Source organism: Treponema phagedenis (genome assembly GCF_008153345.1).
GTDB lineage: Bacteria > Spirochaetota > Spirochaetia > Treponematales > Treponemataceae > Treponema > Treponema phagedenis.
The window spans coordinates 2,933,915-2,954,849 of the sequence record NZ_CP042818.1; the positions used below are offsets into that span (position 1 = coordinate 2,933,915).

The following is a 20,935-nucleotide window of genomic DNA, read 5'->3' on the forward strand; positions in this document are numbered from 1 at the left end:
ACACAAAACGGTAAAATTGAAGCTTTAAAACTCGTTGGCGAAGTTAGAGTAAACTTTCAAAACTTCGCCCTTGCGCCGTGTCTGGCTCATTTTTATAACAGAAAGTTAATTACAAAACGCTACACTAGACTCTTTTTTAATATAACGTTTTGCGGCAAGCGGCAATCGGAATAAATTAAAAACGTTTTGTGGCGGTTGTTTTTATTTGTGCATATGCGGTGCGTTTTGTATAAAACTTGACGAATAAAAATAATTACAGTATGCTTTGCAAAAATACAGAAACAGGTTATGAGGATGTAGTATGAAAAAATTAGCCGGTTTTATCGGAATGATGACAGTGTTGTTATTATGGAGTACTTGCGCAGGCGATCCGGCGGTCGCAACGTCGCGGTCTGCAAATATGATTGTGGTGGAAGTGCCGAAAAACGGTGAATTACAGGTGTACATTAAAACTGCGGATAATCGAGCCGTTACCATACGTGGTTCAGAAACGGAAATACTGTCGGCTGCCGATGAAGGAGGCGAGCTCGATGCTAAGGTTATGCAGCGCGTAAAAGCACGGGGGACAAAACTTTTGTTTACCGGAGCCATTGTTGAATTTGATATTACGGATAATGGGACGGTTAATGCTCTTGATGTTTCCGCTTGTCCTAAGCTTGAGGTTTTGCGGTGTTCCGGGAATCAGATAAAAAGTTTGGATCTAATTACCAATAACGTGCTGAGAGAACTGTACTGTGGAAATAATCAAATAAGCGCTCTCAATCTTAAAGCACAAAAAAATCTTGCAGTGCTCCATTGTGAAGGGAATCTTTTGCGCACGTTGAATTTGACTGCCGCAAAAAAACTTACAGAGCTGCAGTGTTCGGAAAATGCAATACAGACAGCCGAGATGGATGCATTACTGAAAACCCTGCCGATGCGAAGTAGTGAGTCCTCTGCAGAAGCACGAATCCATGAATCAAACCCAACGGAGAATAACCAAATGCCGTCGGCTGATGCAATACAGGAAGCTGAGATGAAAAGATGGAAAATTCACGTTGGCAGCGATCAACAAATAAACGAAAACTAATTACACAAGGAGGTTCCCCGAGGTTTTAGGGGTATCAGTACTATGAACAAAGCACAAGAATTAATTAATTTTATCGAAAAGAGTCCGACTGTATTTCATGTTATCCAAAATGTAGCAGATATTTTAACTGCACACGGATACAAGCAATTACAGCAGGCGGATACGTTTAGCCTTGTACCGAACGGTAAATACTTTATCACAAATAATGGCAGCGCAATAATCGCATGGCAAATGGGTTCCGCCGCAATTACGGAAGGTTTTCGCATTATCGGCAGCCACAGTGATTCACCGGGTTTTCGAATTAAGCCAAATCCGGAAATCGTTGTGCAAAACTCTTTTATCACACTTAATACCGAAGTGTATGGAGGGCCAATTCTTTCCACCTGGTTTGATCGTCCGCTTTCAATTGCCGGAAGGGTAGTGCTGAAAGGGAAGGAAGTTTTGCAACCGATTGTGCGGCTTATTGATTTTAAGCGTCCGCTTTTAATTATTCCGAATTTAGCAATACATATGAATCGGGAAGTAAATGAAGGGTATGCGTATAACCGACAAAAAGATACCTTGCCCTTGCTTAGTATTATTGATGAAAATCCTGCAAAAGAAGACTTTTTATTAAACTTGATTGCGCAAGAAGCTGATTGTGCTCTTTCGGATATTCTTGAATTTGATTTATTTTTATACGATGTGCAAAAAGGCTCAATACTGGGGGCGAACAACGAATTCTTTTCGGTAGGAAAAATAGATAATCTCGGTATGGCGTATGCTTCGGTTGATGCCTTGGTGCAAAGCGCATCAACTCCTTTTACCAAAGTGGTCTGTATTTTTGATAATGAAGAAGTCGGCTCTTCTACTGCGCAGGGAGCGGGAAGCCCTTTTTTAAGTGATGTGCTTAATCGAATTGTGCAAACGCAAGGTGATTCTGAAACTTTCCAACAAGCCCTTGCCGCATCTTTTTTAATTTCAGCAGATCAGGCACACGGTACACATCCGAATTATCTTGAGAAAAATGATATTACGAATTTTCCGATTATTAATAGAGGGCCAGCAATAAAACTTGCCGCTTCAATGTCATATGCTTCCGATGCGGTATCGGTCGGCGTGTTTAAACAGGTTTGCGAAAAAGCGAATGTCCCCTGTCAGACATTTGTGAACCGATCGGATATACGCGGCGGGTCTACAATAGGGCCTATCAGCGTGAGAAATCTGAATATTAAAACTGTGGACGTTGGTAATCCTATTTTAGCAATGCATTCGGTGCGTGAACTTGGCGGCGTACAGGATCAGGAATCGATTACCGAAGCGTTCAAGGCTTTTTATCGGTAAGACGTTTTGCGGTTATCGGTCAAAGGCTCATAAGTGTCTTTTCCGATATTTCGGGTTTTTTAAAACTGAAAGTACAAAAAAAGACCGATAAAAAGCTGCTCGCTGCAACAGCTTTTTATCGGCAAACATTAAGGAGGTCGATATGAAAATCAACAGAACTTTTTTACAGACTGTCATCTATAATATCGAATCCAAACTGAAAAACTTTAGCAAAAATAACTCTTTTTCATTTTTTCGCTCTTTTTTCGTAGGCGAATAGTTTACCTATCTCATTATTTACAATAGATTTGTATTAGTATCGACAGGAGGTTTTTAAATGAATTTTCAAGAGATCTTAGAAAGGCGGCAAAGTTGTCGTTCTTTTGATTTTGAGAAAAAAATTGAAGATCAAAAATTGCAGCGAGTATTGGACGCTGCCCGCCTTGCACCGTCAGCCTGTAATGCACAGCCGTATGAACTATTTGTGGCACAAGGAGCTGTTGCGGAGGCGGTGGCAAAAACAAGGGCTATTGGAATGAATAAATTTATGGAGCAATGCAATACGTTTATCATTCTTTCCGAAGATAGTTATAATTTATTGGCAAAAATCGGCGCACAAATTCAAAGTAAGCACTATAAATCAATTGATATAGGTATTGCCGCTGCACATATTGTGTTGGCTGCTGCTGCGGAAGGTTTAGAAACTTGCATTATCGGTGCATTTAGCGAAAAGAAATTACAGGAAATTCTCCATACGCATAATAAGATTACACTTATTATTGCGATCGGGTATGGGAGCGAGCAAAATATTTTGCGGGAAAAACAACGGAAGCCTTTTAACGAGCTGATAAAATACTTACGTTAATCGTTAATATAAAAGATTTTATATAGTATAGCGTTTTGTAATTAACTTCCTGTTATACAAATCGGAGTATCAACAATAAGGGACTGCGGATTCAAGCATTCCTATGGTAAATTGCTCACCGTTGCGCCGTGTCGAGCTCTTTTTTATAAAACTTTTTACGTTTTTGGTAAGATGTATTAAAAAAATTTAATCGACTTATTAAAAAAACGTTACAATAGTTTGAAGCAGTGAATGCAAACTGCGTTAAAAGATTAATGCGTTATAAAACTTCCGCTTCAAGACTCCCTTTTGCGGGGGTGATAATCAGTTTTGTTCTTTTCGGAACAGAGCTCGCATCTCGGATTGTTTTTCCCTGTTCATCGCGCACAATAGCATAGCCGCGATTTAAAATAGTTTGAGGATTTGCCCCTTCAATGCTGTGTTGCAAAAGGTTCACTTTATGCCGAACCTTTTCCAAACGCGAGGAAAAATTTCGCAGCAGAGCTTCTTTTGCATCATCAAAGCGAAGCAAAAAAGGTTGTTCTATTCTTCTGAATTTCATTTCAAGGGTTTCCGGATCAAATCCTGAGATCATAAGTTTAATATGTTCAATTCTGGCGCGCATTAACGAAATAAGTATTTCCCGGTCTTCGGTAAATTTATTGATAATATCATCAAGGAGCGGTGCCGCCAATTCCGCTGCTGCAGAAGGTGTCGGAGCCCTGAGATCCGCAACATAGTCGGAAAGCGCCCAGTCCGTTTCATGCCCGACTGCGGAAATAACCGGAATATTTGATTCGGCGATGGCTCGCACTACTTGCTCATCTGAAAACGGTAAAAGATCTTCAAGCGAACCGCCACCTCTTCCTACAATAATAATGGAAGCAAGTTTATGTACGTTTACAATTTTTAATTGGGCAATAATTGATGTGGCTGCTTCCGCCCCCTGCACCGCCGCAGGCAGTACTAAAATATTCACCTTTTTATTTCTTCTTGTAATAACATTAATTATATCTCTTACTGCGGCGCCGGTGGGGCTGGTAATAACGGCAATAGTTTTTGGAAAAAAGGGAAGAGTTTTTTTCTTTTCAGCATCAAACAAGCCTTCTCGTAAAAGCTTGTTCTTTCTTTCTTCAAGGAGTCTTAGAATGTCGCCTTCACCCGCAAGCTGCATTTTCTCTGCGATAATCTGATACGATCCGCGTTGTTCATATACGGAAATATTTCCGGTTATTTGTACCAACATTCCGTCTTTTGGTTCAAAGTTTAATGCCCAAAGCTTACTCTTAAACATAACCGCTTGCAATAACGCCTTATCATCTTTTAATGCAAAATAAAGATGTCCGGTGCTGGATGGTTTACAGTTTGAGATTTCTCCCTGCACCGTACATCGGCTTAAAGACCCTTCAAGTAAGGCTTTAATTTCTGCGGTTATTTCTTTTACTGAATAAACTTTTATCATCGACTAACCTCTTTTTTAACCGCGACTATCGGCGGAAATATATAAACGGTAAAAATAGACATGCGGCTAAATAACCGCGAATGTTCCGTAATTGAGCCGCCATTGTACTAGCAGGGGCATTAACAATAAAGGCTTACAGATTGATTTAGCACCACTATGGTAAATTACTCACCGTTGCTCAATTCCAAACGATGTTTTGCCTGATACTCCAGTGTAAGCAGGCAAAACTCGTAGGCGAACCAAAGGTAGAAATTCCAAGGATTCGCCCTTGCGCCGTGTCGAACTCTTTTTTATAAAATTTTTTACGATTTTTATGACATGCATTAAAAACTGATTGAACTATCGAAAAAAATGTTGTATCGGCGATGGCGATTGAGTTTAATTGCTTTTTGTATTAAGCAGTTTTTTGATAACCTGCTTTATTTGGTTTACTCGTTCCCCTTGCGGATATACCGCAATTGCTTTGCGTAAATAATCGATAATTTCTCCGGTCGCAATCTTTTCCGAAACCGCATAGGTGTATGCCGCCTGATACCAAAGAGACTGTTTTTGCTCGGCGGTTAAAAATTCGGACTCGGCTGCTTCTTTATATGCATCGCCTGCGGAAATTAAATCGTTTACACGAATAAAAGCTTCGGCTTTTATGTTTGCAATTTGAAAAAGGTATTTTCCACGCAATCCCGTTTGATTATTCGGATCCGCTTCTATGACCTGTGTGCGCAAAGAATCATAACGTGGAGAAGAGGATGCATAAACAATTTGTAAAAAATCATCAATAGCGAGGGCTTTTTCAGTTCCTTCAGCTTTTCTGATGGTATTACGGGCGGCGATTATCTTTTGACGTTCCGGTAAAGACTGCGCTATGAAAGCGGAAAACGAATCCACAGTATTCACTTCGGGAGGAATAATTTTTGCAAAATACACATCGCCCTCAAATGTTTGGAGAATCAAAAACGGAACTTCCGTTACTTCGTATTTTGTAAAAAGAATATGATTTTCTTTTAACGTTTTTTCTGAAAGCGCATCGTTGTTTTTCGGAATATCAACCACGGAAAGCACATAGTCTTTTGAGAATCGGTCAATAAACTCTTTGGTAAAAAACCATTGTTTAATAGATTTGCATTGATCATTCCAGTCGGAGCCGGAAAAATAAAGGAGTAAATCCTTCTTTTCATCAATCGCTTGTTTTTTTGTGTCCGGAAAGTCTGTATGCCAACTGTTTTTTTTTGTTGCACAGCCGGTTAGAATTATCAAGACAATAAAAAGAATAGAATATATTTTTTTCATAAAAACTTCCTCACCTGTAAAAATACCAATTGAACATTAAGTTATTGTGGTAACTATCGAAATAGTGAGGAAAAGTATAGGGAAAGCAATTTTTCTTGTCAATAAGCCGAAGCAAGAGCATAAAAATAAAATCTTACATGTATGGGCGGGGAGCCGATATTTAAAATCGAAAACTTTCATTTTCGGAGTTTAGTTGTAAAGCTGAGTATAAAGAAATGTTTTATACTCAGGCAGATTCTGAAGCAAAATCAGGGTGCGCCCTTTTACGCTTTGCCTGCGAGGTTGTTTTGCAGCTGAATGGGGTGCATTGCTTTTTATCAAAAATCGTATATGATAAAAAGCGACGGATAAAAAATTTGGGAGGTAAAACATGCAAAAAGCAACTTCAATAATTACGCAGTCTGACGGAGAAAAAGTTTTTTTATACGAGTGGATTCCGGACGGTAATTTTCGCGGAGTTATTCAGCTGGTGCATGGAATGGCGGAACATGCCGGACGGTATGCGGAATTTGCGGGCGCTGCAGTAAAAAACGGCTATGCGGTTTTTGCGGCAGACCATCGCGGGCACGGAAAAACCGCAGGCTCAAAAGAGAATTTAGGTTACCTTGCGGATAGTGACGGTTTTAATCGCGTACTGGAAGATCAAAGAGAAATCAATGCGATGATTCAGCAGCGGTATCCGCAAAAACCTGTTTATTTGATCGGACATTCTTTCGGTTCGTTTATTTCACAAGGGTATATAGAAAAATATGCGGATACTGTCAAAGCCTGCATTTTAATCGGCACAAGCGGTCCGAATCCTGCCGCCGGTGTCGGGAAACTTCTGGCGGATAGTATTTGCGCAATCAGAGGCAGAAAAAAAGTTTCTTCACTTTTGCAGGCGCTTTCGTTCGGATCGTTTAATAAGGGAATTAAGAATCCGCAGACGCCGACTGACTGGCTTTCCCGCGACGCAAACGAGGTTGCAAAATACAATGGCGACCCTTATTGCGGATTTGCCTGTACGGCGGGATTCTACCAAGACTTGTTGGGCGGCTTACGACAAATTCATCGGAAAGAGGCAATGGCTGCAATCCCGAAAGAGTTTCCCGTTCTTTTGCTTGCGGGGGCTGCCGATCCTGTTGGTAATTACGGAAAAAGCGTAAAAATGCTGGAAGCAATTTACAAAGGCAATGGAATGAAAAATGTTTCCTGTGTTTTATACGAAGGAGCCCGACACGAAATTTTAAATGAGACAAATAAAACCGAGGCCATGAAGGATATTTTTCAGTGGCTGAACAAAACCTGAAAAAACGGCGTTTTTGTTTTGCCGACACAAATGGCGTGCAATTTACTTGAGCGCAACGCGGTATGCAAGCAAAAAATCGAAGTTCGGCTGCGTATTTTGCAGTTTAATTTCCGCGGTGATTCCGTGTTTTACAGGCGTTGTCAAAATATCAAATGTCCATTGCAATGCCCCGCCGTATTTAGGCGCATTCCATTCATGTACCGGATCAGCCTTTTTTTGTTTTTTTACCGCATTGGAGCGATCAAAAAAACCGCTTGCGGCAAGGCTCATTCGCTTTTGGATATTAAAACGGATTGCGGTTTCGATACCGTATTTTTTTATACTATATGGATTTATCTTTTTTTGTTGAAACTCGTACTGGAGGCCAATGAAGAAAAAATCAAAATATCTTATGCCGCTTGGGAACCACTCTTTTATCGATTTTATTTTTAAACTGTTTTGAAGTTTATATGTATCGGCTTTAAAGGTGAATAGATTTTTTTGCTCCGCAATTTTATGATTTATATTCACTGCGGCACCGTAATCAAAAGCAATTTTTTTTGTTTCATTTTTTTCGGTAGTAAAATATGAAAAAAACATTCCGCGTGCTTCAAGAAAATTCCATTTAAAAATGGGCTGCACAAAAAAGGCAATCTTTTCTTTTTGCATGGTATTGTGCAAACCGATGTAATCTTTACTAAGATATGAAGTCCCTAAATTGATTCCCGCATAGCGGTAAAATATGTCAACTTCCGCTCTGCCCGCTCCGCCGATTTTTTTGTCAACCTGCATGTTCATTGCGGCGAATATTTGTGTTGCAATAATCGGATGTACAAAAACTGTGCCGAATGCCAGTACGGTATTATACGGATGATACGCAAAATTTTTTTTATTCACTTTAAAAAATTTCGGTTCAGGATAAAATCCGCTAAACATCGACACCGCAATTTTATCGGTTTTGTTTTTGCCGATTTTTGCCTTCCAATCGGCAGTCACATAATAGTTAAACCCTTTTTTGGGAATATGTATTTGTGCAGCATCTTTTTTTGTCAAAGCCTTCGCTATAATACTTTCGGAATCGGTTTGTGTATTATTTTCCGCAAAAAAAACAACTGAAAAATCCGTAATACGAAACTCAACCGCGTAGTGAATTTTTTTGCTTAACTGAGAAAAATTCATCGATTCTTTACGTGGAAAAATAATTCCTGTAAAATTCGGCTTTAATGCTGAAAAAGCCGGTTTTGTTGCCATGGTTTTTAAGCCTGACAGAGAAGCTGCTCCGACAAAAAATGTAAGCTGCGGTAATACTTTATCGGGATATTTTTTATGTAGGCGCTCAAGCGGCATAAGCATTAGACCGAAGTTTTTTACACGAAGAGAAAAATCGGGAAGCGGTTCGGGACTGTGCAAATTTAAAAACGCTTTATAGACATCCGAAGACACTCCCGCAGAAAGCAGATATCCTTTATGTAATTGCATTTTTTGATTTAAAAATGCTTTTTCAAAATCTATCTTTTTGTCCTGCTCTTCATTAGTATCTTTTTTAATTAAATCGAAATCTTCACTCTCTTCGTCAAGCAAAGCCGTAGGACTATTATCTTCTAATATAAAAGCGGTTTCGCCGCAGATAAAGCCGCTGCCGATAAAAAATAAAAACAGCAGGCAAAGCAGCTTTCTATATTTTGTGTCGGTTTTCTTTTTTCCCATATAGTTATATTGGGAAAAAAGATCTGTTTTGCCATAGTTTTTATGCGTTTATGCTAAAAATACGCAACAATATTTACGGAGATACATCCTGCACATGTTCATTGTTTTTTCGTACCTCTTTGAAAAAACCGGTTACAATAATGATCATAATTATTCCCAGCGGAAAGGCGGCAATAATTGATAAACTTTGCAGCTGATTGAGTGTTGATTCTACAAAGATAAATGCGGCGGGCAGTAAGATAAATACAATTGCCCAAAAAGCGCGCAATGCCTTATGCGGCTCTTCATCTTTTTTTAATTGACGCTGCGAATATGAAGCGATAACCAAAGTGATTGCGTCAAAGGTGCTTGCATAAAGGGCTATCATGGTCAGAATCAAAATAACAAAGCCGACTTTTGCAAACGGGAGTGTTGTCAGAATATGCATAATTACCACGGAGGGAACGGCCCCTTGGGCAAGCATATCCGCAGCAGATACGATTCCGTGCGTTTCCAAATATAAGCCGTAATTTCCCAAAATGATAAACGAACAATAAGTTCCCGCAATGCCGCAGGCTAAGCCGCCGAGAATCGTATTGCGGACGGTTCTTCCTTCGGATATGCTTCCGATAAAAAACGGCGTTGCAACAGACCACGCAATCCAATACGCCCAATAAAAAATAGTCCAGTTTTGCGGAAAGCCGTTTCCGCCATCGCCTGAAAGCCGCAACGGATCCATCCACGTGGACATTGAGAAAAAGTTTTGAACCATTTTTCCGATGCCGCTGATTCCCGTTTCGATTAAATAAATTTTCGGTCCCGCTAAAAAGAAAAAAGCAAGTAGGGCGGAAAAGCAAATGACGGAAATTTCCGCAAGCTTTGATATGCCTTTTATTCCGAGCAAAACCGCCGATGTGTAAACAAGAGCGATAATAAATAAGATGATTAAGGTCAAAATTCTTGATTCGGGAATTCCGAATAATCGGGAAACCGCCAACGAAAGCAATGGTGTTGCAAGAGAAAAAGTTGTTGCCGTTCCTGCAAGCAAGCCTACCACCGAAAAAATATCTATGATGTGCCCTAAAACACCGTCAATGCGTTTTCCCAATATCGGACGACATGCTTCCGAAAGTTTTTGTTTAGTACCGCCTTTTACGTGCAGCATATAGGCAAAGGCAACGGCGAGCAAAATATAAAAAGCCCACGGCGTTATGCCCCAATGGAATAAAGGATACGCCGATGCCCAATCCTGTTTTTCTGCAAGCGTCATTCCCTGTTTTGCAAAAGGGGTAGAAGTAAAATAATACGCCCACTCAATCAGCGACCAGTATAAAATATCCGCTGCCATCGTGGAAGTAAAAATCATTGAACCCCATGCAAAATTTGAATAGCGCGGTTTTTCCAATGTTCCTAACCGTATGTTGCCGTATTTTGAAAATGCAAGCACAATGGATACGATGACAAACCCGAGTCCTATCAAAATATAAAAGAAGCCGAGCTCATTTACAAATAAGCTCCATAAACGATCAATAATTCCTTTCGCACCTGTCGGAAAAACGATGAGTAAAAGCGAAACAAGAATGATAACCGCAAGCGGTGCGATGGTAATAAACCAATCAATTTCGTTTTGTTTTTTTTGTCCTGTTTCTTTCATAAAATCTTTCCTTTGTATGAATTATGTTACTGCTTTTAATAAAAGAGTCTAATTTAGTTTTTCATATCTGATTTGATTGCCATCACCGCAGTGTAATAGTCTTTTGCATATCGGTACATCTTTAAACCGTATTCGCCAAAGGTAACACCGAGCACCTGTTTATAGCAGGTCCAAAGTGCCCATAAAAAACCTGCAAGAGCTACATAGCAAAATACACGCAAGCGTTCTTCTTCTTCCGGCTCTCTTTGAAAATATCGATACATTAAATCTTCAATCTGTGCTCGGTTAAAATATGCGTAAATAGAAAACATTGCGATGTCGGCAAGGGGATCGCACATACCGGCGTACTCCCAGTCAATGAGTTTCACTCCGTCTTTATAAAAAATAAAATTATCAGGAATTAAATCAATGTGTGTTAAAGCTAAAGGCTTTTCAATTGTATCAAGTAAATCCAAAAGCTCATTCATTTTTGCGCGCACCTCGTCATAATCGTTATACAAAATACCGTGCCGCTCTTTTGCAATCTTTTCATAAAACTCAATACGCTCTCTAAAATTAAATTCATGCGGAACAGTTATTCCCGAATTATGCAGTTTTCGGGCAAACCTCATACACATATCTAAATCATCAGGATTATTTGCATCCGCATTTCTGCTTCCTTCTTTGAACTCGGTAATTTTTATGCCGATTCGACTGTCAAAATAAATAGGATCATCGGAAATATGAAGCGGCTCAATCGCTTTATAAACGTCAGCCTCCTGATGGCGGTTAATCAGTTTTTCAGTTCCTGCACCAGGAATTCTGAAAATATATTTTTTCCCATTAAGCTCAAATAAAAAGGATTTATTTGTCATGCCGAAACGTAAGGGCTTTAAACAATTTATGCGCATTTCAGGTTGATTAAATACTTCTGAAATAAGATGCAGCCATTTGTCATTAGTGGAAATCATATAGGATGAATCAAAAAGCCGCAGCTCATCCAAAGATTCAAATTCATACACTTGATTTTCAGGCTGTTTATTTGCAAACATTACCAGCTTGTCAAGGTTTCTGATAAAAACATCTTCCCAGTACCACTCGTCCGTATCGTCACGCAAATACGCTGTTTCAATCATTGGAATAATTTTCTGAGAAAATTCTTTTGAAAAATACACCGGCCCGTACATAACCCAGCCGTTTCGCCCGCCGACTTTAACACTGAGGATTTTATCGTGCAAACCTGTTTTTAACACCCACTCTTTTGTCTTTCCAGAAACCTTTATCGCCGAGTACCAGGAATCATATTCATGCGAATGATACATGTTTTCCCGCAACCAATTATCGCTTGAAAGTATATAGGTATTTTTTAATTTGTCCCGCACGTGATACAGAGTTGAAAGATTATTCTTTGTCTCATAATCAGGATTGTACACAAGCTGTACATTGTATTTATCGATTAAATATTCAAAAGTGTCTTTTAAATAGCCGACCACAACGGTTATATCCGTGATTCCGACTTCTTGCAACTGACGGATTTGACGCTCAATCATACGCTCACCGAATACTTCAAGTAAACCCTTCGGAGTTGCATAGGTAAGCGGCACAAAACGAGAACCGAACCCCGCCGCCATAATGATTGCATTATCAACCTCACAGGACTCATATTTTTTTTGAGCTTTTGCGGTAAGTTGCCGCTTTCCCAAAGTAGGAATCCCTTCTGTCCGTAAAAAGCCTTCGTATTCCATTGAAACCAAAATCTTATTTACATATGCAAGAGAAATATCTAACTGATCCGCGATCTCGCGTTGCGTTATTTTAGGATTTTTTTGCATAAGCTCAATTATTTGAAAATAGCGTCTTTTCATGGCGAGCATAATACAAAAATAAATGTTCACTGTCAATATATTTATAATACAAATGTGAACATGGTGTTAAAAATATATAAAATTAAATAGATAAACGACCAAATATAACTTTGAATTAATTACGGAACGCTTACCGAAAAACATCGCTTTTAAAACTCGCCCGCCGATCTACTCCGCAACAAGAAGTCGAATAAAAGGGAAAAATTAAGTTTTAATCCCATAGCTTCCACACTTTTATACGTAAGCCCCTATTTAATTCTGTGGGGCTTATCATGAAAAAAATACATAAGAAGAGTAAAAACAATAATCAGAGCTGCCACGAATGGCGGCGAAGCGTTTTTTTAAAAATGCAAAGCCGGATAAGAGAAAATTTTCAACCCGCAACGCCATATTTTAAAAATGTATATTTACAGCAAAAGCTATCCCGTTTCCTCTTTTTTCTTTATATTATATGCATGATTATAAAAACAATTGATGATTCTGTTTTACTCAGACATTTCACTACAATACAGCCGGACGGTATGTCTATTTTTATGCTTGGTAATGGACAGGTGCGCGGTGCTTTTTTTCACGGTACCCGTTTTGTTAATCAGATGCGAATGCAGCATACGCTCGGCATTCTTGAAACACTGGTGCTCGGACAGGCATGCCTTTGCGGAGCTTTACTTATTCCGACAATGAAAGGCAGAGATCGCGCCGTTTTTCGGTATGATACAAAGGGGCCGGCTGCAGGTTTTGCTGTTGAAGCAATGAGCGAAGGCATTGTACGCGGCTATTTATTTCAGGATCCAATCCCTGTTGAGGAGGCTCCGAAAAATTGGGATTTAGCGCCTTATTTCGGCGACGGCTTTGTACGGGTAATCCGGTTTCCAGAAGGAGCCAGGGAACCTATCTCTGGTTCGGTTGAAATTAAACATAAAAATATAGCGAAAAATCTTACGGAATATTTTTTGCTTTCCGAGCAAACCCATACGGCATTTAACACCGGCATTCAATTTGATTCACAAGGGAGAGTCATCGGTGCAGGTGGTTTGTATTTGCAGGTCATGCCCGGAGCGGATGAGTCTTTGCTGATTCAGGCGGAACAAGCTTTTTCCGCATGTCCTTCAATCGGTCAATGGTTTGCCGAAAACGGCACTCGAGAAGATATTATTTACGGACTACTCCGTGGCATGGAGCCTGAAGTATTACTTGAACGGGATATCTCGTTTTTTTGCCCTTGTTCCGCCGAAAGATTTTTAGAAAAAATAAAAACATTACCAAAAGACGAGTTACGAGACATGTATGAAAACGGCCCCGAAAATATTGAAACCTATTGCCATTATTGCGGTTCAGAGTATACCTATCCGAAAGAAGTTTTAAACGGTTGCTTTTAAGCTTTGCAAAGTATTTTAGCAAGCAGGTATTTTCTAATATAGTAGAGTAAAGTTTTTGATAACTCGACTCGTTTTTAACTCATTACTACAGATCGTAAAAAAATTTATAAAAAAAGAGTCCGACACAACGGTTTCATTTTGCCATCCGTGGCAAAATGAAACCTGCGAGTTTGAAAACTCCGAATACGCTGTGGTAGTTTTCAAACTCAATTCTGTGTGGAACCACGGGCGTCCATGCCCGTTCTGAGTTTTGACGTCCTTGTCAAAAACTAAACCGTCTGCGTGGAACCACCGCCACGCCCTGATTTTTAGTATTCTTGATTAAATCAGTGCTGCGAGTTTAAAAACTCCTATTTATGTCGGTGTGGTAGTTTTTAAACATCGTTTTACATTGTTCTGATTTTGCCGTCCGTGGCGGTTCTGATTTTGGCAACGGTGGGCAATTTATCATCCGCTACAAATTGACGCCTCCGAGTTTTGCCTGTTTACAATAAAGCACAGACAAAACATCGTTTGGAATTTAGCACGGGCGAACCTTGGAATTTCTACCTTTGGTTCGCCTACGCTTCAATGTATAGCTACGGTTATGTTTTCATCTATTTGCGCAAAACAATTGTTACCTTGATGAAATAAATACCTGTGCTTGACTTTTACTCTATAAATTATTTATACTCTTAGTGAGTAAAAATACGGTCAAAAAATCTTAACTCGATTATTTACCGGTTAAGTAAATATAGCAGTTTATAATTTCAACATATATTACACTGACTCATACATTAGAAACTCCGATACTGAATCGGCATTTTAAGGATATCTTATGCGAAAATATTTTTTTAAAAACTTACGATTTCAAATAATTTTTAGTATGCTTATTCTGGCTTTTTTAATGGTCATAACCAACATTATCGGTTTTGCGGTATTTTCAAAAAAAAGAATTCAGAACATGATTTTTGAAAAAGGAATGAACCAAGTGATTGCAACGGCAGATTATGCAAACTATATTCTGAATAATTCAAAAGACTATCTAAAAGATTTATAAAAATTGGTGGATTCCGAAGCGAAAAAAAACTCCGTGGCATATATGGTTATAATTGATACCAATGTTACCGCAGTCGCTCACAGTGATCATATTAAGCTCGGAAAAGTATACGATGATGATTACACGATTGACGGATGTACACGCGGAAATATTAAAACGTCTCGATTTTGGGCAGATGTTCAAAACACCTGGACATACGATATCATGTATCCTATCTATAAAGACGGAAAACTTTTCGGCTCACTTGATGTAGGCATTCCGGAATCGGGGATTCTGGAAATACAAAATGAAATCATACGCGTGCAAATAATAATCGGAGTGCTTGCCTTGTTCCTCGCTACGATTTTTTCATGGGCAATAACTCTTCTAATTACTAAGCCATTAGCGGAAATAACAAAAATCCTACGAAATATTTCGGAAGAGGAAGGAAATTTAACACATCGGCTGAAAGTAAGCCGCTCCGACGAACTTGGGCAGGTTGCTTTATATTTTAATAAAACGCTTGACAAAATACGAAATTCCGTTAATGCGGTTGCCGAAGCAACAAAGGGAATGAAAGAGGTAGGAGGAATCCTATCCGCCAGCGTAAACACAACGGTTGATTCATCGGAAAAAATTATTGCAAATACCGGAAACATGGAAGAACAAATACTTAAACAAAATGATGAGATTAAAAAAACAACGGCATCAATCAATGAGGTTTTCGGCTCTATCGAAAAATTAAAATCAAATATTGACAGTCAAGCGAACACTGTCGAAGAATCTGTTTCCGCAGTTACAGAAATGATTTCAAACATTCGTTCAATTTCTGAAATTTTGCATAAGAACACGGATACCATCAGTTCTCTTGGAATAGAAACAGGTTCAGCTCGAGAAGCAACGGCACAGGCAACCGATATGACAAAAAAAATCAGCGAAGCATCAAGCGGTCTTATGGAGGCGAGCGCGGTTATCCAGCATATTTCAAGTCAAACAAATCTTTTAGCGATGAACGGCCGCTATTGAAGCAGCCCATGCAGGATCCGCAGGCAAAGGATTCGCCGTTGTTTCGGAAGAAATTAGAAAGCTTGCCGAAGAATCCGGCATTCAGGGAAAGACAATTTCAACGGTACTCAAAAATCTGAAAAAAGACATAGATAAAATTACCAATGATTTCGACACCGTCCAGAAACAGTTTTATAATATTTTTAGTTTAGCAGAATCGGTGAAGGGACAAGAGGAAATTATTATGCACGCGATTTTTGAACAAAACACGGACGACGAGCAGGTTTTAGAAGCTATGAGCGAGATCAATACAATTACCGCTGATGTACGTAACGGAGCAGAAAAAATGCTCAATGAAACAAAAAGCGTTTCCGGAGATATTGTCGGGCTTACAGCTGCAACGGATAGCATCGATCAAAGCATTAGAGAGATGACAGATACGCTAATCGAAATGGCTTCGGCTGTTACTGCCCTTCAAAAAGCAGATGATAAAAATAATGCGAATATCGAAACTCTTATAAACGAATTGTTACAATTTAGAATATAAGGGAAAATAGAAAACCTGAATTGTCAAATTAAGCTAGACGCGGATACACAAAATCCATAAAAACTTCTATCGGGGTTTTGTAAGTATGTTGCTGGTATACTAATCCGCGCAGCAACACTAACGGCTTTGCGAATTCAGCATTCCAATGGTAACCGCCGCGGATGGCAAAATCAAACCTGCGAGTTTTAAAAACGGATAGAGTTATTAAAAAAACGCTGTGCTAACTGTTCTCGCAAATCCGTATTGTGACAAAGCAAATATCTTCTTTGTCGTCATTGTCCAGTGTTTCGTATGCAAGGGCAAGGCTGCCGTCGGGGAGTTCCGCTAAGCATGAATAAGCAAAAAATTTGTCGGCGGCGGTAACGGCAAGTTCAAGCGGACTGCCCTCGTTCCACAGAAAATCAAGTTGCCATTTGTCGCCGTTTTTTACCAATGCGCCGATTTTTACCGTGCCTGCCGAGCGCGTGCGGTCTAAGCCGTTTGCATATGAAAAAGCGACAAGCGTTTTATTCTGTAATTCCGAAAGCCGCTCTAAATTGATTACCGAAATTAAGTTATTCACGGTAGCCGTAAACCCTGCAAGCGGTTGTGCTTCCGACCATGTTGCGCCGCCGTCATTGCTTTGACTCATCATAACACCTTGAAAGTCGGAACGGCTGAATATAATCAGCGCTCCGTCAGGCGCTTCGATAATTGCGGACTCCGACATTTTATGCACAGGGGTTTTGATATAGCGGCTATGCTGCCAGGTTTTGGCTTCGTCATCAGTCCAAAAAACGGCAACACGTTCGGCAAAATGTGCGCCCCATGAATTTGCGGTAGAGCCTCCGTAGGCGGAAAAAAGCAGTCTGCCTTTATGCGGCGCCTTCTGTTTTAAAAGTCCGCAGGTAGGCGAAACAAAAAACGAACCGCTCAGTTCGTCCGCCGGTTTTACCATATAGGTGATGTCAAGCGGGGCTGCCCAGTTTTTTCCGTCGGCGCTTTCGGCATACGAAAGGTAATTTCCGCCGCGCCAAACTTGAAAAGGCGCGATAAACATCCAAACGTGCGCATGAGTTTTACCGCCGGTAAGCGGCAGACAATTTTCCGACTCGGTTAACGGGAGCCGCACCTGCGCGCAAAACAGGGGTTCTTTCATTTTCTCATCAGAAAATAAATACCCCTGTTTATTCATCCACGTATGCGTGTCCTCATCGGGGAAAGAATCGTTTCTGATTTTGCCGCCGCGCACGGGAACACTGTAACAAAAAACACTTGAGTCAAAAATTTCCGCATCTTCGGGAACGCATAATGATTCAATCGCAGCTGCTGAAGGGTTTTGCTGCAAACCTTGAAGCCGCTCGGAGGGCTTCCTCAAAAATAAACGCGGTTCCCCGTCGGTGTTGTCATAGGCAAAACCTTTCATGCCAGTTGCGCCTCCGCACAGTCCCGTGGAATGCGGCGCGGAAGTGGTTACCGTAATAATTTTGCCCGACTCCGTTTTGCCCGCTGCCGTATCGCTCATGCCGATTCCGTACTGCAAGCGGTTACAAAAAGCCGAGTCGGCAGGAATCAGCACATCATCAAAATCATTAAACAGAATCGGATCGCTCCAGCTTTGTCCGCAATCGGCGGAAATCCTCGCCATTGTCGAAACTTTATTTGAGTTATCATCCTGATGCGTAAATCGCGCATCGCAGATAAACAAGAGCTGCCCGTCAAGTCGGGTGATAAGAATCGGAATACGGTATGTCTTACAGTTCGGCAATCCGTCCCGAATTAAGCTTATCGGTTTTGACATTTCCAACGAATACTGCATATGCCACCCCTATTTTCAAAGTGTATGCGAAAATTTTCCCGTTGTCAAGTATAATTTAGAAACTGCAGGAAATATAATCGAGTAGAACGTTTTGTAATTAACTTCCTGTTATAAAAATCGGGGTATCAACAATAAGGGACTGCGGATTTAAGTATTCCTATGGTAAATTGCTCACCGTTGCGCCGTGTCGAACGCAGAACCGCCACGGATGGCGGTGGTTCCATGCAGAAGCGATGTTTAAAAGCATCAACACTGTTTTGTAAAATTGAAGCTTTTAAACTCGCAGGTTTGGTTTTGCCACGGACGGCAAAACCAAACCGTTGTGTCGAATTCTTTTTTATAAAACTTTTTACGTTTTGTATAAAATGCATTAAGAAAAATAATCGATTTATCAAAAAAATGTTATACTAGTTATTAAAAGACTGTTATCGCAGTATTGAAATTTCTACATTGTGTAAAGCGGGAGGTTTTGGTATAATCGGTTTGTGGATAAAAATACTGCCGCCGCAATTATTCATTCCTCATTATTTAAATCCTTTGTGCAGCTCGGGATTGATAGAGCCGCTTTTATTTCCGCATGGTTGCGGGCGCATGCGGTGCCACATACGGTTGTTGATATAAGCGGAAATAAAAATATTATTGTGCGATACGACTCGAGCGCATATAATCCGATTTTTAAAACAAAGATTTTGGTCGGGCATTATGATCGCGCAGAAGGCACGCAGGGGGCGAATGATAATTCAGCAGCGTGTATGCAGTTAATGCTTTTTGCGGAACATCTTGTACACGTGCAAGATTTTCATAATATTAAAATTATTTTCACGGAGGGAGAAGAAAAGGGCGCAAAGGGAATTCGCAATCAGGGGGCGTATGCGCTGGGCACCGGCTTGCGCAAACTGCGTATGGATAATGAAGAAATCTACGTGTTTGATTGCTGCGGCAGAGGTGATACGCTTATTCTTTCTGAGTCCGGAATTTACGGGCGGGATTCCGACAAAACGCAAGGGCTGCAAGCCTTCCACGAACGCTGTATCGGCTATGCGCAGAGAGCTTGTCCAAACAGATTTTTGTCTTTGCTTACACCGTATAGCGATAATGCGGGGTTTATTGCGGCGGGAATTACCGCACAGGTTTTCACGGTTTTACCCGCAGTTGAAGCGGGGATTTTGCTGAAAAACATTCCGGTACCGAAAAGCGGAAGAGCGCAGGAGCCCCGCCGGTTTTTCTCTTTTCAGAAAAAAAGCAAAACCGCCGCAGAAGAATTGACCGACCTCGTAATCAAAAATAAAAAACCTGATCCGGATTCTCCCCTCGCCGCACTTATTCCAAAAACATGGCAGCTCATGCACACCGAAAAAGATGCCATAGACTCTTTAACTCCCGAAGCCTTTTTGTTAATGTTCCGATTTTTGCGATTTTTAGAAACCGTAAAAGAACCGTAAGTGCGGACGGGTTATGGCTGTTCAAAGAGTTGTTCCTCAACGCAGGCAAGAATGCGTTCTTTGCCAAGTTTTTTTGAGGCGGAAGAGGGAATAATTGATTCCGCATCAACAGAGAAAAAATCCACCCAGTTGCGGGTAACCTTTGCAAGGTCGTTCTTTTTTAGTTTATCCGCCTTAGTGCCGACAATCACCACTTTGATATTATAAGACTGAAAAAAAGCAATACTGTTTTTTTCAATTTCTCCGGGCTCGCGGCGCATGTCTATTAAAAAGAAAATAGTTTGTAAGTTTTGCCGGTTTGTGCAATAGTCGTACAGCATGCTGTCTATTTTTTGTATAACGCCGCCCGAAACTTTTGCATACCCGTATCCGGGTAAATCAACCAAGGCAAAAATATTTTTCTTTCCCGCAATTTCAGAAACAGGCACGGCACTCGGTCTGTTTACCAAAAAGAAATTTACTTCTCTGGTCATTCCGGGGCGGGAGCCGGTTTTTACCAAATTCTTTCTATTAACCAGCATGTTAATCAGCGATGATTTGCCGACATTTGAGCGCCCGAAAAAAGCGAACTCGGGCACAGGAAGACTTGGATACTGTTCGGGCTTTACCGCTCCCTTGATAAATTCCGCCGAGATAATTTTTATTGCCATTTTATGTCCACTACCTTTTACATAATTTTAAAAAAGTTTTTTAAGATTAAATTGCTCTTTTGTTTTTTCATATCCGCAGCTTTGATAAAATCGATGGGCATCCGTGCGGCTGCTGCTCGAAACAAGCCGTATGCCGTGTGCTCCCGTTTTCTTTGCCCAGTCCTCTATCGCCGCAAGCAGCTTCCTGCCAATGCCCTTTCCGCGATGCTTCGGCGAAACCGCAATGCTCATAATATTTTTCATCGGAGCGGAAAACAAAAGTTCATAATTATTTGCATGTACATATCCGACAATCTTCCCCTCATCTTCCGCCACAAAGATTTTATCTGTATCCCGCTGTAAAATTTTTTCGATATTTTCTTTTGTGCCCTCTAAATAAAAATCATATCCCAACTCATCTCTGTTTAAGAAAAAAATCGGCTCGGCATCACTGGCCTTACATTCACGAATAGTCATTATCCCTCCCAAAATTCAAAAGCTAAAATTCAACACAATATTTCTCTGACGGAATAGTATAAGAGTTAGGAATTATATGCAATGGCGCTGAATAAAAAACTTGGAAAGCTTTACCTGGTACAACAGTTTGTAATTAAGTTTATATTCGAGAGAGGATGAGGGAGAATGTATCGACAATAACGCGTACCGAATTAAACATTCCTATGGTAAATTACTCACCCTTGCGAA

17 protein-coding genes are annotated in these 20,935 nt (G+C 40.4%); 9 read left to right on the top strand and 8 right to left on the bottom strand.

The genetic code is table 11. The features are described from left to right. The first annotated feature begins 301 nt into the window (after nt 1-301). From FUT79_RS12850 to FUT79_RS12860, 3 genes are all read left to right on the top strand, one after another. Nucleotides 302-1,069, top strand: a complete 768-nt coding sequence (locus FUT79_RS12850; RefSeq protein WP_024753096.1) for a leucine-rich repeat domain-containing protein — start codon at nt 302-304, stop codon at nt 1,067-1,069. 42 nt (nt 1,070-1,111) lie between these two features. Continuing rightward, nucleotides 1,112-2,392 carry a M18 family aminopeptidase gene (locus FUT79_RS12855; RefSeq protein WP_148879178.1) on the top strand — a complete coding sequence of 427 codons (1,281 nt, stop codon included), beginning with the start codon at nt 1,112-1,114 and terminating at the stop codon, nt 2,390-2,392. Nucleotides 2,393-2,708: 316 nt separating this feature from the next. After that, nucleotides 2,709-3,236, top strand: coding sequence for a nitroreductase family protein (locus FUT79_RS12860; RefSeq protein WP_004266435.1), 528 nt, complete (start codon nt 2,709-2,711; stop codon nt 3,234-3,236). 259 nt (nt 3,237-3,495) lie between these two features. On the opposite strand, the gene xseA is transcribed toward FUT79_RS12860, so the two are convergent. Continuing rightward, the gene (xseA, locus tag FUT79_RS12865; RefSeq protein WP_148889718.1) at nt 3,496-4,677 is read right to left on the bottom strand and encodes an exodeoxyribonuclease VII large subunit; all 1,182 of its coding nucleotides are present in this window, start codon (nt 4,675-4,677) and stop codon (nt 3,496-3,498) included. Nucleotides 4,678-5,055: 378 nt separating this feature from the next. After that, on the bottom strand, nt 5,056-5,964 hold the full coding sequence (locus FUT79_RS12870; RefSeq protein ID WP_004266433.1) for a thioredoxin family protein: 909 nt from the start codon (nt 5,962-5,964) through the stop codon (nt 5,056-5,058). Nucleotides 5,965-6,334: 370 nt separating this feature from the next. Between FUT79_RS12870 and FUT79_RS12875 the strand changes: the two genes are divergently transcribed. Then, nucleotides 6,335-7,252, top strand: coding sequence for an alpha/beta hydrolase (locus FUT79_RS12875; RefSeq protein ID WP_004266430.1), 918 nt, complete (start codon nt 6,335-6,337; stop codon nt 7,250-7,252). A gap of 42 nt (nt 7,253-7,294) precedes the next feature. Here FUT79_RS12875 and FUT79_RS12880 read toward each other — a convergent pair whose 3' ends face one another. From FUT79_RS12880 to FUT79_RS12890, 3 genes are all read right to left on the bottom strand, one after another. Beyond that, complete coding sequence (locus FUT79_RS12880) at nt 7,295-8,938, bottom strand: hypothetical protein (protein ID WP_148879179.1); 1,644 nt, start codon at nt 8,936-8,938, stop codon at nt 7,295-7,297. A gap of 73 nt (nt 8,939-9,011) precedes the next feature. Further along, nucleotides 9,012-10,571 (bottom strand): BCCT family transporter, encoded by a 1,560-nt coding sequence (locus tag FUT79_RS12885; RefSeq protein ID WP_024753092.1) that lies wholly within the window; start codon nt 10,569-10,571, stop codon nt 9,012-9,014. 53 nt (nt 10,572-10,624) lie between these two features. Then, nucleotides 10,625-12,445 (bottom strand): phosphotransferase, encoded by a 1,821-nt coding sequence (locus FUT79_RS12890; protein WP_231577536.1) that lies wholly within the window; start codon nt 12,443-12,445, stop codon nt 10,625-10,627. A gap of 425 nt (nt 12,446-12,870) precedes the next feature. Here FUT79_RS12890 and FUT79_RS12895 point away from each other — a divergent pair, with 425 nt between their 5' ends. From FUT79_RS12895 to FUT79_RS15835, 4 genes are all read left to right on the top strand, one after another. Next, nucleotides 12,871-13,791: an Hsp33 family molecular chaperone HslO gene (locus FUT79_RS12895; RefSeq protein WP_044634331.1), complete on the top strand. Its 921-nt coding sequence runs from the start codon at nt 12,871-12,873 to the stop codon at nt 13,789-13,791. A gap of 817 nt (nt 13,792-14,608) precedes the next feature. Beyond that, complete coding sequence (locus FUT79_RS12900) at nt 14,609-14,830, top strand: hypothetical protein (protein WP_148879181.1); 222 nt, start codon at nt 14,609-14,611, stop codon at nt 14,828-14,830. A gap of 42 nt (nt 14,831-14,872) precedes the next feature. Beyond that, a complete protein-coding gene (locus tag FUT79_RS12905) occupies nt 14,873-15,835 on the top strand; it encodes a methyl-accepting chemotaxis protein (RefSeq protein ID WP_148889719.1) in 963 nt (320 codons plus the stop codon). After that, a complete protein-coding gene (locus tag FUT79_RS15835; protein ID WP_148879893.1) occupies nt 15,831-16,361 on the top strand; it encodes a methyl-accepting chemotaxis protein in 531 nt (176 codons plus the stop codon). The genes FUT79_RS12905 and FUT79_RS15835 overlap by 5 nt, the downstream gene beginning before the upstream one ends. 220 nt (nt 16,362-16,581) lie before the next feature. On the opposite strand, the gene FUT79_RS12915 is transcribed toward FUT79_RS15835, so the two are convergent. Beyond that, nucleotides 16,582-18,159, bottom strand: a complete 1,578-nt coding sequence (locus FUT79_RS12915; RefSeq protein WP_024753088.1) for an exo-alpha-sialidase — start codon at nt 18,157-18,159, stop codon at nt 16,582-16,584. 485 nt (nt 18,160-18,644) lie between these two features. Between FUT79_RS12915 and FUT79_RS12925 the strand changes: the two genes are divergently transcribed. Next, nucleotides 18,645-19,601 carry a M28 family peptidase gene (locus FUT79_RS12925; RefSeq protein WP_044634677.1) on the top strand — a complete coding sequence of 319 codons (957 nt, stop codon included), beginning with the start codon at nt 18,645-18,647 and terminating at the stop codon, nt 19,599-19,601. Between the two features lie 11 nt (nt 19,602-19,612). On the opposite strand, the gene yihA is transcribed toward FUT79_RS12925, so the two are convergent. Together yihA and FUT79_RS12935 are read right to left on the bottom strand one after the other, a co-directional pair. Then, entirely contained in the window at nt 19,613-20,245 is a 633-nt protein-coding gene (gene yihA / locus FUT79_RS12930) for a ribosome biogenesis GTP-binding protein YihA/YsxC (protein ID WP_024753084.1), read from the bottom strand. Between the two features lie 33 nt (nt 20,246-20,278). Beyond that, entirely contained in the window at nt 20,279-20,707 is a 429-nt protein-coding gene (locus FUT79_RS12935) for a GNAT family N-acetyltransferase (protein WP_024753083.1), read from the bottom strand. Nucleotides 20,708-20,935: the final 228 nt, after the last annotated feature.

Excerpts from the sequence above, each read along its gene's own strand:
- FUT79_RS12915 (WP_024753088.1), bottom strand. The coding sequence starts at position 18,159 with ATGCAGTATTCGTTGGAAATGTCAAAACCGATAAGCTTAATTCGGGAC.
- FUT79_RS12875 (WP_004266430.1), top strand. The coding sequence starts at position 6,335 with ATGCAAAAAGCAACTTCAATAATTACGCAGTCTGACGGAGAAAAAGTT.
- FUT79_RS12905 (WP_148889719.1), top strand. The coding sequence starts at position 14,873 with ATGGTTATAATTGATACCAATGTTACCGCAGTCGCTCACAGTGATCAT.
- FUT79_RS12895 (WP_044634331.1), top strand. The coding sequence starts at position 12,871 with ATGATTATAAAAACAATTGATGATTCTGTTTTACTCAGACATTTCACT.
- FUT79_RS12880 (WP_148879179.1), bottom strand. The coding sequence starts at position 8,938 with ATGGGAAAAAAGAAAACCGACACAAAATATAGAAAGCTGCTTTGCCTG.
- FUT79_RS12935 (WP_024753083.1), bottom strand. The coding sequence starts at position 20,707 with ATGACTATTCGTGAATGTAAGGCCAGTGATGCCGAGCCGATTTTTTTC.
- FUT79_RS12855 (WP_148879178.1), top strand. The coding sequence starts at position 1,112 with ATGAACAAAGCACAAGAATTAATTAATTTTATCGAAAAGAGTCCGACT.
- FUT79_RS12850 (WP_024753096.1), top strand. The coding sequence starts at position 302 with ATGAAAAAATTAGCCGGTTTTATCGGAATGATGACAGTGTTGTTATTA.
- FUT79_RS12860 (WP_004266435.1), top strand. The coding sequence starts at position 2,709 with ATGAATTTTCAAGAGATCTTAGAAAGGCGGCAAAGTTGTCGTTCTTTT.
- xseA (WP_148889718.1), bottom strand. The coding sequence starts at position 4,677 with ATGATAAAAGTTTATTCAGTAAAAGAAATAACCGCAGAAATTAAAGCC.
- FUT79_RS12870 (WP_004266433.1), bottom strand. The coding sequence starts at position 5,964 with ATGAAAAAAATATATTCTATTCTTTTTATTGTCTTGATAATTCTAACC.
- FUT79_RS12885 (WP_024753092.1), bottom strand. The coding sequence starts at position 10,571 with ATGAAAGAAACAGGACAAAAAAAACAAAACGAAATTGATTGGTTTATT.
- FUT79_RS12900 (WP_148879181.1), top strand. The coding sequence starts at position 14,609 with ATGCGAAAATATTTTTTTAAAAACTTACGATTTCAAATAATTTTTAGT.